This is a genomic window from Streptomyces sp. G-G2 (assembly GCF_030063135.1).
Classification (GTDB): domain Bacteria; phylum Actinomycetota; class Actinomycetes; order Streptomycetales; family Streptomycetaceae; genus Streptomyces.
In genome coordinates this window covers 96,338-110,520 of sequence record NZ_JASISO010000012.1, presented here as the reverse complement: position 1 = coordinate 110,520, position 14,183 = coordinate 96,338, and the positions used below count along the sequence as shown (strand labels likewise).

At 72.7% G+C, this 14,183-nt stretch carries 14 protein-coding genes; 4 read left to right on the top strand and 10 right to left on the bottom strand.

All coding sequences use genetic code 11. The annotated features are described in order from the left end of the window. Positions 1 to 16: 16 nt before the first annotated feature. The 3 genes from rplT to infC all read right to left on the bottom strand — a co-directional run bounded on the left by rplT (position 17) and on the right by infC (position 1,557). Positions 17 to 403, bottom strand: a complete 387-nt coding sequence (gene rplT, locus QMF80_RS12600; protein WP_214948116.1) for a 50S ribosomal protein L20 — start codon at positions 401 to 403, stop codon at positions 17 to 19. Between the two features lie 103 nt (positions 404 to 506). Beyond that, entirely contained in the window at positions 507 to 701 is a 195-nt protein-coding gene (gene rpmI / locus QMF80_RS12595) for a 50S ribosomal protein L35 (RefSeq protein WP_283452561.1), read from the bottom strand. A gap of 103 nt (positions 702 to 804) precedes the next feature. After that, on the bottom strand, positions 805 to 1,557 hold the full coding sequence (gene infC, locus QMF80_RS12590; protein ID WP_283452658.1) for a translation initiation factor IF-3: 753 nt from the start codon (positions 1,555 to 1,557) through the stop codon (positions 805 to 807). 410 nt (positions 1,558 to 1,967) lie between these two features. On the opposite strand from infC, the gene QMF80_RS12585 reads away from it, so the two are divergent. Then, a complete protein-coding gene (locus tag QMF80_RS12585; RefSeq protein WP_283452560.1) occupies positions 1,968 to 2,345 on the top strand; it encodes a DUF1844 domain-containing protein in 378 nt (125 codons plus the stop codon). Between the two features lie 72 nt (positions 2,346 to 2,417). On the opposite strand, the gene QMF80_RS12580 is transcribed toward QMF80_RS12585, so the two are convergent. The 3 genes from QMF80_RS12580 to QMF80_RS12570 are packed head-to-tail and all read right to left on the bottom strand — an operon-like array spanning position 2,418 to position 5,224. Then, a complete protein-coding gene (locus QMF80_RS12580; RefSeq protein WP_283452558.1) occupies positions 2,418 to 3,158 on the bottom strand; it encodes an SseB family protein in 741 nt (246 codons plus the stop codon). 12 nt (positions 3,159 to 3,170) lie between these two features. Then, positions 3,171 to 4,376, bottom strand: coding sequence for a type VII secretion-associated serine protease mycosin (gene mycP / locus QMF80_RS12575; RefSeq protein ID WP_283452556.1), 1,206 nt, complete (start codon positions 4,374 to 4,376; stop codon positions 3,171 to 3,173). Further along, the gene (locus QMF80_RS12570; protein ID WP_283452554.1) at positions 4,373 to 5,224 is read right to left on the bottom strand and encodes a hypothetical protein; all 852 of its coding nucleotides are present in this window, start codon (positions 5,222 to 5,224) and stop codon (positions 4,373 to 4,375) included. Before QMF80_RS12570 ends, mycP begins: the two co-directional genes overlap by 4 nt. Before the next feature lie 224 nt (positions 5,225 to 5,448). Here QMF80_RS12570 and QMF80_RS12565 point away from each other — a divergent pair, with 224 nt between their 5' ends. Further along, positions 5,449 to 6,651 (top strand): amino acid deaminase/aldolase, encoded by a 1,203-nt coding sequence (locus QMF80_RS12565; RefSeq protein ID WP_283452552.1) that lies wholly within the window; start codon positions 5,449 to 5,451, stop codon positions 6,649 to 6,651. Between the two features lie 11 nt (positions 6,652 to 6,662). On the opposite strand, the gene QMF80_RS12560 is transcribed toward QMF80_RS12565, so the two are convergent. The 4 genes from QMF80_RS12560 to QMF80_RS12545 form a co-directional block, all read right to left on the bottom strand. After that, positions 6,663 to 7,964 (bottom strand): haloacid dehalogenase-like hydrolase, encoded by a 1,302-nt coding sequence (locus QMF80_RS12560; protein WP_283452550.1) that lies wholly within the window; start codon positions 7,962 to 7,964, stop codon positions 6,663 to 6,665. Positions 7,965 to 8,098: 134 nt separating this feature from the next. Continuing rightward, entirely contained in the window at positions 8,099 to 8,893 is a 795-nt protein-coding gene (locus tag QMF80_RS12555; RefSeq protein ID WP_283452548.1) for a 3-oxoacyl-ACP reductase, read from the bottom strand. Between the two features lie 5 nt (positions 8,894 to 8,898). After that, positions 8,899 to 10,266, bottom strand: coding sequence for an aldehyde dehydrogenase family protein (locus QMF80_RS12550; RefSeq protein WP_283452547.1), 1,368 nt, complete (start codon positions 10,264 to 10,266; stop codon positions 8,899 to 8,901). A 54-nt stretch (positions 10,267 to 10,320) separates the two neighbouring features. Then, on the bottom strand, positions 10,321 to 11,694 hold the full coding sequence (locus QMF80_RS12545) for a glutamine synthetase family protein (protein ID WP_283452545.1): 1,374 nt from the start codon (positions 11,692 to 11,694) through the stop codon (positions 10,321 to 10,323). 77 nt (positions 11,695 to 11,771) lie between these two features. Between QMF80_RS12545 and QMF80_RS12540 the strand changes: the two genes are divergently transcribed. Further along, on the top strand, positions 11,772 to 12,530 hold the full coding sequence (locus tag QMF80_RS12540; protein ID WP_283452543.1) for a FadR/GntR family transcriptional regulator: 759 nt from the start codon (positions 11,772 to 11,774) through the stop codon (positions 12,528 to 12,530). 139 nt (positions 12,531 to 12,669) lie between these two features. Next, complete coding sequence (gene eat / locus QMF80_RS12535) at positions 12,670 to 14,175, top strand: ethanolamine permease (protein ID WP_283452541.1); 1,506 nt, start codon at positions 12,670 to 12,672, stop codon at positions 14,173 to 14,175. Positions 14,176 to 14,183 lie beyond the last annotated feature (8 nt).

The window sequence follows — 14,183 nt, the reverse complement described above, 5'->3', positions numbered from 1 at the left end:
GTGAGGGTCGGACTGCTTAGGCAGCGACCTTCGGGGCGTTGACGTCGGCCGGAAGCGCCTTCTGGGCGACCTCGACCAGCGCGGCGAACGCGTTGGCGTCGTTGACGGCCAGCTCGGCGAGGATCTTGCGGTCCACCTCGATGTTGGCGGCGTTCAGACCCTGGATGAGGCGGTTGTACGTCATGCCGTTCTGGCGGGCAGCGGCGTTGATGCGCTGGATCCACAGCCGACGGAAGTCGCCCTTGCGCTTCTTGCGGTCGTTGAAGTTGTAGACCAGGGAGTGGGTGACCTGCTCCTTGGCCTTGCGGTACAGGCGCGAGCGCTGACCGCGGTAACCCTTGGCGGCCTCGAGGATCGCCCGGCGCTTCTTGTGAGCGTTTACTGCCCGCTTGACGCGTGCCACTGTGTACTCCTTGTAACAGGGCCGTGGTTGTCTTCACACGGCCCGAATTCGATGGGGTCCCGGTCCTGACGTCCCGCTCCCACGGACGGGGAGCGGGAGAACGTCACTTGCCGAGAAGCTTCTTGATCTTCGCGGCGTCGCCGGGGGCCATCTCCGCGGTGCCGGTGAGGCGGCGGGTGACACGGGACGACTTGTGCTCGAGCAGGTGACGCTTGCCGGCGCGCTCACGGAGCACCTTGCCGGTGCCGGTGATCTTGAAGCGCTTCTTGGAACCGCTGTGCGTCTTGTTCTTCGGCATAGCGCCGTTATCTCCTCGTCGGTGGCGCTCCCACCGGTCCGGCTGGCCGGGCTGGCGGGAGCGTCAATAGTGTCGGTTGAGTCCGGAGCGGGCTGCTCCGGACTCAGGCCTCGGCAGGAGCCTCGGTGGAGGCGGCCTTGGCAGGAGCCTCGGCGGGGGCCTCGGCTTCGGCGGCCTCGGCTTCGGCGGCCTCGGCTTCGGCGACCTCGGCTTCGGGGACCTCGTCGGCCGCGGTCTCGTCCGCGAGGAACTCGTCCTCGGAACCGTCGTCCGTGGCGGAAAGGCCCTGACGCTCGGCCTTGCGGGCGGCCTGCGCCTCACGGGCCTCGGCCATCGCCTCGGTCTTCTTCTTGTGCGGACCGAGAACCATGATCATGTTTCGGCCGTCCTGCTTCGGGTTCGACTCGATGAACCCGAGGTCCTCGACGTCCGAGGCCAGACGCTGCAGCAGTCGGTAGCCCAGTTCCGGGCGGGACTGCTCACGACCACGGAACATGATCGTGATCTTGACCTTGTCGCCCTGCTTGAGGAACCGGACGACGTGACCCTTCTTGGTGTCATAGTCGTGCGGGTCGATCTTCGGCCGGAGCTTCATCTCCTTGATGACCGTGTGCGCCTGGTTCTTGCGCGCCTCACGGGCCTTCATGGCCGACTCGTACTTGAACTTGCCGTAGTCCATGAGCTTGCAGACCGGCGGCCTGGCGGACGCCGCTACCTCGACCAGGTCGAGGTCGTACTCCTGTGCGAGTTCAAGCGCCTTCGCGAGCGGCACGATGCCGACCTGCTCGCCACTCGGACCGACAAGTCGTACCTCGGGAACGCGAATCCGGTCGTTGATGCGGGGCTCGGTGCTGATGGATCCTCCTCGGTTGCACCACCACACGGCCGCCTGGCAGACAGCCGCGTAACGTCTCTGACGTGAGACCAACCGAACCGGAACATGAAAAATGCCCCGGGACGGGACACAGGCGGGGCTCCATGGAAATACCGGAACACCACCGCATCACAACATCGCGGGGCGCAGCATCAGGCGAATTCCCATCGTCCGTACGGAACGATGGATACCGCCCTGACCGGTGACCTACCGTCCTGGGGGACGATCAGGTGGGAGTACGGAGCCTCCACTTGTGGGCCGGGCACATGCGTGCTCAGCCGGTCTGGTGACCCCAATATAGCAAGGGGTCTTCCCAGACGCTAACCCGGCCGGGAACACCCCGGGCGGGGGCCCGGTCCGTACCCCCTGCGGCCTCGGCTTATCGTGAAGGCATGACTGACGCGACGCCCCCCGAGACCACCGGAGCCGACCAGGCTCCCGACTACGACGCCATGACCCGCGACATCGCGGACGTGCCCGCGGTCGAGGTGATCACCACGGTGGCCGTGCACCTGCTCAGCGCCGCCGCGGTCAACCTGGGCCTGGACAAGCCGGACTCCGAGCACAAGGACCTCGACGAGGCCCGCAAGCTGATCACGGCCCTGGCCGGGCTGGTCACCGCCAGCGCCACCGAGATCAGCTCCTTCCACGCCGCCCCGCTGCGGGACGGCCTGAAGTCGCTCCAGCTCGCCTTCCGCGAGGCCTCGCTGGTCCCGGACGAGCCGGGCCAGGGGCCGGGCGAGAAGTTCACGGGTCCCGTCTTCGGCTGAGCCGCGCGGCACGAGGCCCCGGTGCCATCACCCCTGAGCGTTCAGGGGTGATGGCACCGGGGCCTTCTCGTTCTACCGGCGTACGAAGAGGGGCTCGCCCGGGGCCGGCGCGTCCGGCGGCAGCAGCGCCAGGTCCAGTCCGCGCACCAGCCGGGCCCGCAGGGTCTCGTCCGCCGCCAGGGCCTCGGCGAGGGCGCGCGCGCTCCGCGCCGGGTCCGCGCCCTCGGCCAGGACGACGGCCAGGGTGCCGTCCGCGTCGGCGCCGCCCGGGCCCAGGTAGGACCGCAGCACCGCCGGGGTCCCGGCCACCGCCGCCCGTACCGCCTCGGTGACCGAGGGGTCGGCGAGCGGACCCGCGTCGGTGCGGCCCTCGGCCGCCGCGAGCAGCGCCGAGCCGGTCAGCTGGTAGGTCACCGGGCCCGCCACGTCGAGCAGGAGCGTGTCGGCCTTCTCGTGCGCGAGCGCCGCGAGCGCCTGGTGCAGCGGTACGGCCACGGGCCGGGCCGTCGGGTCCCACCGGGCGAGGGCCGCGATCGAGGTGAAGGCGGGCAGCGCCCGCCGGTCCCCCGCCTTGAGGGTGGGGACGGCCATGTCGCTGGTCTTCTCGCGCTTCAGCCCGGTCTGCGGGTCGGTCTCCACCTCGCCGAGGACGGCGACGACGGGGACGAGGAGGCGGGCGCCCTTGAGGGCCGCCAGCACCTGCGGCTCCCGCGTTCTGTCCTCGGCCCACGCGGCGAGGGCCGCGCTCAGCCGGGGGTCGGCGGTGCCGTCGTCGTCGGAGAAACCGGGGTCTGGAATGTTCTTCTGGGCCACAGTTACCCGACCTTATATCCCGCCCGGGGCCTCGGCGTCCGGCGCCCGCCGGGGGCGGCGGCGCCGGAGCAGTACGCCGGACAGCACGAGCAGCAGCACCCCGGCCCCCGCCGCGGCGGGGGCGGCGTAGCGGGTGCGGCTCGTGGGGGGACGTACCGGCGCGGGACCGGGGCCGAAGTAGCGGCCGGCGGCCGGGACCGGGGTCGGCGCGGCCGGCTGCGCCCGCAGCGCGTCCGCCGCCTGGAGGGCCGCGACCGGGTCGACCAGCCCGTGCCCGCGCGCGTCGTCCCGGCCGCCGCGCGGGGCGTCCGAGGCGGTGTCCTCCAGCAGCTTCTTGATCTGGGCCGGGGACAGCGTGGGGTGCGCGGAGCGTACGAGCGCCACCACACCGGAGACGGAGGCCGCGGCGGCGCTGGTGCCCCAGCCCTCGTAGTAGCCGCGATCGGGGTCGGCGATGACGATGTCGACGCCGGGGGCGGCGACGGTGGCGTACCAGTTGCGGGTGGAGAAGGAGGCCTTGGCGCCCTTGCGGTCGACGGCGGTGACCGCGATCACGCCGGGGTAGGCCGCAGGGTACGAGGTGTGGTCGCCCTGCTCGCCGCCGTTGCCCGCCGAGGCGACCACGACGACGCCCTTGGCCAGCGCGTACTGGACGGCCTCGTCCTCGGCGGCCTCGTGGTGGGCGGACTGGCTGTCGTCGCCGAGGGACATGTTGATCACGTCGGCGCCGTGGTCGGCGGCCCAGCGGATGCCGTCGGCGAGGGCGCCGCCCTTGCTCTCGCGGGCCTTCGCCCGGCCGGGGTCGCCCTCCTCCAGGATCACCCGGACCGGCAGGATCCTGGCCTGTGGTGCGATGCCGAGGACGCCCTGTCCGCCGTTGGCGCCGTGGCCGTGCCCGGCGATCACCCCGGCCATGGCGGTGCCGTGGCGGGCCCAGGCCCGGTCGCCGCGTGAGGCGCCCATGCCGATGAGGTCGGTGCCCTCCAGGACCTGGCCCGCCAGGTCGGGGTGGGTGGCGTCGACCCCGGTGTCCAGGACGGCCACGGTGATCCCCGCGCCCCGGGTGGTGCCCCAGGCCTCCTCGGCGCGCAGCGCGGTCAGACCCCACTGGCGGTCGCGGATGGCGTCGGCGGCGGCGGGCGGGGCGGTGAGGGCGGCGCAGCCGAGGGCGAGGGCGAAGACGGCGGTGACCGAGGCCGCGCGGGCGGGCAGGGTCATCGGGGCGGCTCCGTGCGGGTGGCGGTGGCGAGGGCGGTGGGGGCGGGCCGCGGGGCGGCCAGGGCGCGGACGGCGCGCTCTATCCGGTCGGCGACGCCCTTCGCCTCGTGGCCGAGGCCCGCCCGGGCCACGGCGCCGGTGTCCTCCTTCTTGACCGCGTCCTCGGCGGGGCGCGGCTCGGGCACCGGGCGGCCGTCCGCGAAGGCGGAGACGGCGTAGAGGAGTACGGGCGCCTCGGGGAGGACGGACACCGTCCAGGCGGCGCGCTGCGCGTCGGCGAAGCCGTAGCCGGGCGGGACCGGTGGCCGCTCGCGCAGGGCCGCCATCGCGGTCGGGTCGGCGGGGGTGAAGACCATGCCGACGGTGATCAGGGAGCTGCGGGTGGCGTCGGTGTAGGTGGCGCGCAGCACGCGGGTGCAGCCGGTCGCGGCGAACCGGGCCTGCCAGTCGGGGGGCAGGGCGGCGGCGCAGGTGGCGTCGGGGGCGAGGGCGACGCGGGTCCACGTCCGGTCGGACCCGCCGGGTCCGGCGCCGCGGCCGTCGAGGGCGGGCGGCAGGAGGGTGTCGACCGGGGTCTCCCGCCAGAGGGAGCCGGCCGTGCGGTACGCCTCGGCGGGGGTCGGGGGGCGGGAGCGTTCCCGGTGCTCGGACCAGAGCCCGGAGGCGGCGCCCGCGATCAGGGCCAGCCCGGCGGCGGCGCAGAGCGCGGCGGTGACGCGGCGCGCGCATCCGTGACGGGCCGCGGGGAGTTCGGGTGCGAGAGGGTCCCAGCTCATCGCGCGCGGGTCGCCGGGGCCGCCCGGCTCCGAGGGCGGGGCGGTCTCGGTCTCTCGGTCGGACATGGTCATCCGGCGGCTCCGCCCCCGTTCCGTACCGTGCCGTGCCTGCGGGTGCCTGCCCGTACTCTACGGCGCCGCGACAGTGCCTCCTGCGGCCGACCGACCTCCCGGGGAGCGGGCGCCGGGATCGGTCGGCCGGGCCCGACCGGCCCCGTCAGGCGGGGGCGCCCCCGTGCGAGACGGAGGGGGCGGAGGTACTACCCACCGGTAAACGCCCGTGGCAAGCTGCGCCCATGACTTCCCCCGCCGCCGATCGGGCCCGTTACGACCGGGCCACCGCCCACCTCGACGCGCCGCTGGCCCTCGTGGATCTCGACGCGTTCGATGCCAACGCCGACGACCTCGTGCGCCGCGCGGGCGGGAAGCCGGTCCGGGTCGCGAGCAAGTCGGTACGGTGCCGGGCGCTGCTCGAACGGGTCCTGGCCCGGCCCGGGTTCGCCGGGATCATGTCCTACACGCTCGCCGAGTCGCTCTGGCTGGCCCGGTCCGGCTTCGAGGACGTACTCCTCGCCTACCCCAGCGCCGACCGCGCCGGGTTCGCCGAGCTGGCCGCCGATCCGAAGCTGGCCGCCACCGTCACCGTGATGGTCGACGACCCCGGGCAGCTCGACCTGATCGACCGCTCCCGCGACGGCGGGGCCGAGCAGATCCGGGTCTGCCTCGAACTGGACACCGCCCTGCACCTGTTGGGCGGCCGGATACGGGTCGGCGCGCGCCGCTCCCCGCTGCGCGAACCCGCCCAGCTGGCGGAGCTGGCCCGCACGGTGGCCGCGCGCCCCGGCTTCCGGGTGGTCGGCCTGATGGGGTACGAGGGCCATGTGGCCGGGGTCGGTGACGCCTTGGCGGGGCGCCCGCTGCGCTCGCGGGCGATCCGGTTGATGCAGGCCACGGCCCGCAAGGAGCTGGCGGTGCGCCGCGCGGCGGCGGTACGGGCGGTGCGCGCGGTCGTCGGTGAGCTGGAGTTCGTCAACGGCGGCGGCACGGGCAGTGTGCAGCAGACGGCCGCCGAGGACGCGGTGACGGAGATCGCCGCCGGGTCGGGTCTGTACGTACCGCGGCTGTTCGACAACTACACGTCGTTCCGGGGCCGTCCGGCGGCCCTGTTCGCCCAGCCGGTGGTGCGGCGGCCCGGAGTGGGCGTGATCACCGTACTGGGCGGCGGCTATCCGGCGTCGGGGGCGGCGGGCGCCGACCGGCTGCCGGAGCCGTACCTGCCGCAGGGTCTGCGCTACGACCCGCAGGAGGGCGCGGGCGAGGTGCAGACCCCGCTGCTCGGCGCCCCGGCGGACGACCTGCTGATCGGTGACCGGGTGTGGTTCCGGCACGCGAAGGCCGGGGAGCTGTGCGAGCGGTTCGAGGAGCTGCACCTCGTCGAGGGCGACCGGGTGACGGCCACCGTCCCGACGTACCGGGGCGAGGGCCGCACCTTCCTCTGATCCGGACCCGGTCAGTAGACGGAGTCCGTCTGGTCCGGGACGACGCTGGTGTCACCGCGGCGCACCGGGCCGGCCGTTCCGTCGTGCCCGGTGTAGCCGGTGGTGGAGCAGGGGTACTGGGTGGTCTTCTGCTTCTTGGGCTCGATGAACATCGGGTTGACGATCCAGCGGCCGTCGCTGTTGTCGTAGGCCCGGCACATGAGCTCGTTCTTGTTGCGGTTCAGGACCAGTCGCAGGGCGGTCGCGTCGCGCAGGAACGAGACGTCGGTGTCGGAGTCACCGGCGGCGAAGACCTGGCGGCGGGCCGCGGGCTGGACCTTCTCGGCCGCCGGGCCGCGCACGCCGAAGATCTCCTTGTTGATCCAGCAGCGCTTGCCGTCGACGTACGTGATCATCGAGTCGTCGCCGTCGCGCACGGAGCCGCAGCCCTGGAGGTGCGCGGTGAACTTCCCGTCGTACGTCGTGGTGTTGCGGATGCCGATGACGTGGTCGGCGGCGACGCCGACGCCCGCGGCCCAGGTCTCGACCACCGGCTGCGGTGAGGCCGAGCTGATCCAGACGTCGAATCCGGCCTTCCTGAGAGCGCTGATGAGGTCCTTCTGCTGGTCGTAGTAGCGCACCCAGCCGGTGGCGGTGGCGCTGCCGACGCGCTGGGTGGCGCCGATGGACGCGGCGAGGTTCTCGGTGCGCGCGGCGGCGGCGAAGGAGCGGACCTCGCGGGCGGTGTAGCCCTGGGTCAGCTGGGGCAGCCAGGCGTAGGCGGGCTCGATGGTGCGGCGGTCCCAGCCGGCGAAGGCGGCGGCTCCGGCCGTGGTGGTGGCGCTGCCGTAGACGGAGTTGATCTCGTCGGCGCAGCGGACGGCCCCGGGGGCGCCGGTGCCGGTGGGCAGCGGGGCGCCGGGGCGGGCGAGCGGGCCGCAGGCGGCGGCGAGCGCCGAGGCGGCGGCCGGGGTGAGGTAGCGGCTGGTGGTGCGCCAGTCGCCGCGGGCGGGCTGGCGGATCTTGCCGTGGCGCAGCAGCCAGAACATGGTCGCGTCGCCGACGTCGTTCTTGACGACGGTGTTGTCCCAGTCGAAGACGGCGACGGGCTTGTCGCGGCTGGGGCGGTACGGGTTGCAGGTGCCGTACTGGTCGATCAGCTGCTGGAGCCGGGCCTGGTTGTCCCCGTACCAGCCCGCGCCGATGGCGGGGGTGGTGCAGTGGGCGCCGGGCCGTGCGGCCTGGGCGGCGGGCGCGGCGGCGACGAGGGCGCCCGCGGCGATCGCGGCGGCGGCTCCGACGGCCTGGAGCCGTCGGGCGGTGAGGTGGGTCACTGAGGTGAACGCTCCTGTTTCTGACGAAGATCGTCGCGGCCGTTGGTGCTCGGCAGCGGGGGGTGGTGCGACGCCCGGCTGCCGGGGTGGTGCGGTCCAGGTGAACGCTCGGGGCGGACCCGGGGGGCCGCGCTCTACAGGGGGGTGACGTACGCGCCCGCGATGCCGCCGTCGACCAGGAAGTCGGTGGCGTTGACGAAGGAGGAGTCGTCGCTGGCGAGGAAGGCGACGGCGGCGGCGATCTCGGTGGGCTCGGCGAAGCGGCCGACCGGGATGTGCACGAGGCGGCGCGCGGCGCGCTCGGGGTCCTTGGCGAACAGTTCCTGGAGCAGCGGGGTGTTGACGGGTCCCGGGCACAGGGCGTTGACGCGGATGCCCTCGCGGGCGAACTGGACGCCCAGTTCGCGGGACATGGCCAGGACCCCGCCCTTGGAGGCGGTGTAGGAGATCTGGGAGGTGGCGGCGCCCATGATCGCGACGAAGGAGGCGGTGTTGATGATGGAGCCCCGGCCCTGGCGCTGCATGTAGGGCAGGGCGGCCTTGCAGCACAGGTAGACGGAGGTGAGGTTGACGTCCTGGACCCGCTTCCAGGCCTCCAGGCCGGTGGTGAGGATCGAGTCGTCGTCCGGGGGCGAGATGCCCGCGTTGTTGAAGGCGATGTCGACGGAGCCGTAGGTGTCGAAGGCGGTCTTGAAGAGGGCCTCGACCTGCTCGGGGCTGGTGACGTCGACCTTCACGAAGGTGCCGCCGACCTCTTCGGCGGCGGCCTTGCCCGCCGTTTCGTCGATGTCGCCGCAGACGACGTTGGCGCCTTCGGAGGCGAGGCGGCGGGCGGTGGCGAGGCCGATGCCGCTTCCGGCTCCGGTGATGACGGCGGTACGGCCGACCAGTCGGCGGCAGACGGACTCTTCGGTGTGCTGGGCGGTCATGTGGTTCAGGCCTCCGTGCTGATGAAGACGTTCTTGGTCTCGGTGAACGCGGTGAGGGCGTCGGGTCCCAGTTCCCGGCCGAGGCCGGACTGCTTGTATCCGCCGAAGGGGGTCCAGTAGCGCACGCTGCTGTGGGAGTTGACGGAGAGGTTGCCCGCGGCGACGGCGCGCGAGACGCGCAGCGCGCGGCCCACGTCGCGGGTCCACAGGGAGCCGGAGAGCCCGTACTCGGTGGCGTTGGCCAGCCGTACGGCGTCCTCCTCGTTTTCGAAGGGCAGGACGACGGCGACCGGGCCGAAGACCTCCTCGGCGGCGACGGGGGCGGTGGGACCGGCCCCGGTGACGAGGGTGGGCGGGTACCAGAACCCGGGGCCCTCGGGGGCGGAGCCGCGGACCGCGGTGAGGTCGTCGGTGACGTAGGACCGTACGCGTTCCAGCTGGGCGCGCGAGATCAGCGGGCCCATCTGGGTCTTCTCGTCGGCCGGGTCGCCGACGACCACGCCCTCGATCCCGGGGGTGATCAGGTCGAGGAAGCGGTCGTAGACGGAGCGCTGGACCAGGATCCGGGTGCGGGCACAGCAGTCCTGGCCGGTGTTGTCGAGGAAGGCCATCGGGGCGGCGGCCGCGGCGGCTTCGAGGTCGGCGTCGGCGAAGACGATGTTGGGGCTCTTGCCGCCGAGTTCGAGGGTGACGCGCTTCACCCGTTCGGCGCACTTGGCCATGATCTGCTTGCCGACTCCGGTGGAGCCGGTGAAGACGATCTTCGCGACTCCGGGGTGTTCGACGAGCGCGTCGCCCGCGACCGGGCCGCGTCCCGGCAGCACTTGGAAGAGGTGCTCGGGCAGGCCCGCCTCCAGGGCGATTTCGGCGAGCCGGAGCGCGGTGAGGGGGGTGGTCTCGGCGGGTTTGAGGATGACGGCGTTGCCCGCGGCGAGGGCGGGCGCCAGGCCCCAGGCGGCGATCGGCATGGGGAAGTTCCAGGGGGCGATCACGCCGATGACGCCGAGGGGTTCGAGGAAGGTGATGTCGATGCCGCCGGAGACGGGGATCTGGCGGCCGGAGAGCCGTTCCACTCCCCCGGCGGCGAATTCGAGCAGGTCGCGGACGTTGCCCGCCTCCCAGCGGGCGTTGCCGATGGTGTGGCCCGCCTCGCGGACCTCCAGCAGGGCGAGCTCCTCGCGGTGCCCGTCCACGGCGGCCGCGAAGCGGCGCAGCAGCCGGGCCCGGTCGGCGGGGGCGGCTGCGGCCCAGCCGCGCTGGGCCGCGGTGGCCCGTACGACGGCGGCGTCGACATCGTCCCGTGTGGCGGCCGGGACGGTGGCGACGATCTCCTCGGTGGCCGGATTCAGTACGTCCAGCGCATCGGATGACACGTGGTGCCCTCTCAGTGGTTCGCTCGGTTCCAACGGGACGGTGGGTGGGCGGGGTTACAGCCGTTCGAAGGAACGGCGCAGCTCCCAGTCGGTCACGGCGGAGTCGTAGGCGTCGAGTTCGACACGGGCCATGTTCCGGTAGTGGGCGACCACTTCGGGGCCGAAGGCGGCCTTGGCGATCTCGCTGTTCTCCCACAGCTCGGCGGCCTCGCGCAGGGTGGCGGGGACGTGCGCGTAGTCGGCGGTGTAGGCGTTGCCCGTACAGGACTCGGGCAGCTCCAGGCGGTTCTCGATGCCGTAGAGGCCGGCCGCGACCAGGCCCGCGACGGCCAGGTACGGGTTGACGTCACCGCCGGGGAGGCGGTTCTCGAAGCGCATCGAGCGGCCGTGGCCGACCACGCGCAGGGCGCAGGTGCGGTTGTCCACACCCCAGGCGACGGCGGTCGGCGCGAAGGATCCCGGGCGGAAACGCTTGTACGAGTTGATGTTCGGGGCGTAGAGAAGGGAGAAGTCCCGCAGCGCGGCCAGCTGGCCCGCCAGGAAGTGGCGCATCACCGGTGACATTCCGCCGGGAGCGTCGTCGCCCTCGGCCGCCATCGCGTTGCGTCCGTCGGCGTCGTTGAGCGAGAGGTGGATGTGGCAGGAGTTGCCCTCGCGCTCGTCGTACTTGGCCATGAAGGTGAGCGAGACGCCTTCCTGGGAGGCGATCTCCTTGGCGCCCGTCTTGTACACGGAGTGCTGGTCGCAGGTGACGACGGCCTCGTCGTAGCGGAAGGCGATCTCGTGCTGCCCGAGGTTGCACTCGCCCTTGGCCGACTCGACGATCAGGCCCGCGGCCTGCATCTCGTTGCGGATCCGGCGCAGCAGCGGTTCGATCCGGCCGGTGCCGAGGACGGAATAGTCGATGTTGTACTGGTTGGCCGGGGTCAGGCCGCGGTAGTTGGCGTCCCAGGCCTGCTCGTAGGTGTCCTGGAACACCATGAACTCCAGCTCGGTGCCGACCATCGCGGTGTAACCGTGCTCGGCGAGGCGCGCCAGCTGGCGCCGCAGGATCTGGCGGGGCGCGGCGACGACGGGCGAGCCGTCGTTCCAGGCGAGGTCGGCCATGACCAGTGCGCTGCCGGGGTTCCAGGGGATGGGGCGCAGGGTGGACAGGTCGGGGTGCATGGCGAAGTCGCCGTAGCCCCGGTCCCAGGAGGACATCTCGTAGCCGTCGACGGTGTTCATGTCGGTGTCGACGGCGAGCAGGTAGTTGCAGCCCTCGGTGCCGTGGGACATGACCTCGTCGAGGAAGAACTGTGCGGCGAACCGCTTGCCCTGGAGCCGCCCCTGCATGTCGGGGAAGGCCAGGACCACTGTGTCGATATCACCGGCGGCGACGAGGGCGCGGAGCTCCTCGGGCGCGAGCGGCGGCATGCGGTCTACCACGGGAATCTCTCCTTCGGTGAGCCGAGGGGGCCTAAGGTATTGAATAGAACCATTGCTTGGGAAGGGGAGGGGCCGACATGGCGAACAACGGGGCGAACACGGCGGGCGGTGACGGCGCGGTCGCGCGGCTGAATCCCGTGCTGCGTCAGGTGCGGGCGGGCAACGGTTTCGAGGAGGCGCTGGAGCAGATCCTCCAGGTGGTCCGGCTGGGCCTGGTGCCCGGCGGCGAACGGCTGCCGCCGGAGCGCGAGTTGGCCGAGCGGATGGGGATCAGCCGGGTCACCCTGCGCGAGGTGCTGAAGGTACTCCAGGACCAGGGCCTGGTGGAGGCACGGCGCGGGCGCTACGGCGGGACCTTCGTCCTCCCGCGCCCCGACACTCCGGCGGGCGGCGCCGAGGAGGAGCTGCGGCGACGGGTCGCGGGCGTGGACATCGAGGACGCGCTGCGCTTCCGCGAGGTGCTGGAGACCGGCGCGGCCGGACTGTGCGCCGCTCAGGGCCTGACCGGCGGCCAGGCGGACCGGCTGCGCGGGGCGCTCGCCGCGACCCACGACGCCCCGCTCGCCGACTACCGGCGCCAGGACACCCTCTTCCACCTGACCCTGTGCGAACTGGCGGGCTCGGCCACCCTGACGGCCCAGTACGCGGCCGTCCGGGCCACGGTCAACGACCTGCTGGACTGCATCCCGCTGCTGGTGCGCAACCTGGAGCACTCGCAGCACCAGCACACCGCGGTCGTGGAGTCGGTCCTGGAGGGGGACGCGGAGGCGGCGCGCGAGGTAATGCGGGAGCACTGCGGCGGGACGGCGGCGCTGCTGCGCGGGTTCCTGGCGTGAAGGCGCCCGCGCGGGCCCGGATCCCCGTCACCCGCCCGGGGAGGTCTTCGTAACCGGCGTTTAACGCAGGGGTCTTGCGCGCTCCACCTCCTTGCGGCAAAGGTACGCCCCACAACCATTGCCCTAGGCAGGAGCGCACATGGCCGACGACATCGAGGCACGGCTGTCAGCCGTGCCCGGACCCACCCCGTCCCCCGAAGGCGGAACCGCGGCCGGAGCGGCGGCCGGAGCCGGAACCGGGGACGACTACCTGGAACGCCGCACCCTGCGCCGCGGCAGCGCGGGCTGGCTGCTGCTGACCGGTCTCGGCGTCGCCTACGTCGTCTCCGGGGACTTCTCCGGCTGGAACGTCGGCCTGAGCAAGGGCGGCTTCGGCGGCCTCGCCATCGCCACCGTCCTGATGGGCGCGATGTACGCCTGCCTGGTCTTCTCGCTGGCCGAACTCTCCACCATCCTGCCCACCGCGGGCGGCGGCTACGGCTTCGCCCGGCGCGCGCTCGGCCCCTGGGGCGGCTTCCTCACCGGTACCGCCATCCTGATCGAGTACATCCTGGCCCCGGCCGCCATCGTCATCTTCATCGGCGACTACGTCGAGTCCCTCGGCCTCTTCGGCCTCACCTCCAGCTGGCCCGTCTACCTCGGCTGCTTCGTCGTCTTCATCGGCGTACACCTGTGGGGCGTGGGCGAGGCGCTGCGCTTCAGCCTCGTCGTCACCGCCATCGCCGTCGCCGCCCTGCTGATCTTCGCCGTCGGCGCGCTCACCGACTTCTCCGTCAGCGGCCTCGACGACATCGCCGTCGACGCGGGCGCGGCGGGGTCCAGCTCCTGGCTGCCGTACGGAGTCCTCGGCATCTGGGCGGCGTTCCCCTTCGGCATGTGGTTCTTCCTCGGTGTGGAAGGTGTGCCGCTGGCCGCCGAGGAGGCCAAGGACCCGGTCCGCTCGATGCCGAGGGCGCTCGCCATCTCCATGGGCGTCCTGGCGCTCCTCGCCCTGATCACCTTCGTCGCCGCGACCGGAGCGCAGGGCGCGGACGCGGTCAAGGACGCGGGCAACCCCCTCGTGGTGGCCCTGGAGGGCGCGGGCGAGCCGACCACGCTGAGCCGGTTCGTCAACTACGCGGGCCTGGCCGGTCTGGTGGCCTCCTTCTTCTCCCTCATCTACGCCGGTTCGCGCCAGCTCTTCGCCCTCTCCCGCGCGGGCTACCTGCCCCGCTTCCTGTCCCTGACCAGCAGCCGCAAGGCCCCCTACCTCGGGCTGGTCATCCCCGGCGCGATCGGCTTCGCGCTCGCCGCGGCCACCGGCGACGGGGCCCGGATGCTCAACATCGCCGTCTTCGGCGCGACCATCTCGTACGCCCTGATGGCCCTCTCGCACATCGTGCTGCGGCGCCGGGAGCCGAACCTGGAGCGGCCGTACCGCACTCCGGGCGGGGTGGTCACCTCGACGGTGGCGTTCGTACTCGCCCTGTCGGCCCTGGTCGCCACCTTCCTGGTGGACAAGGACGCGGCATTCATCGCACTGGCGGTGTACGCCGTCGCCCTCGCCTACTTCGCCTTCTACAGTCGGCACCACCTGGTGGCCTCGGCGCCCGAGGAGGAGTTCGCGGCTCTGGCGGCAGCCGAGGCGGAACTGACCCGGGACTGACAAGCTGC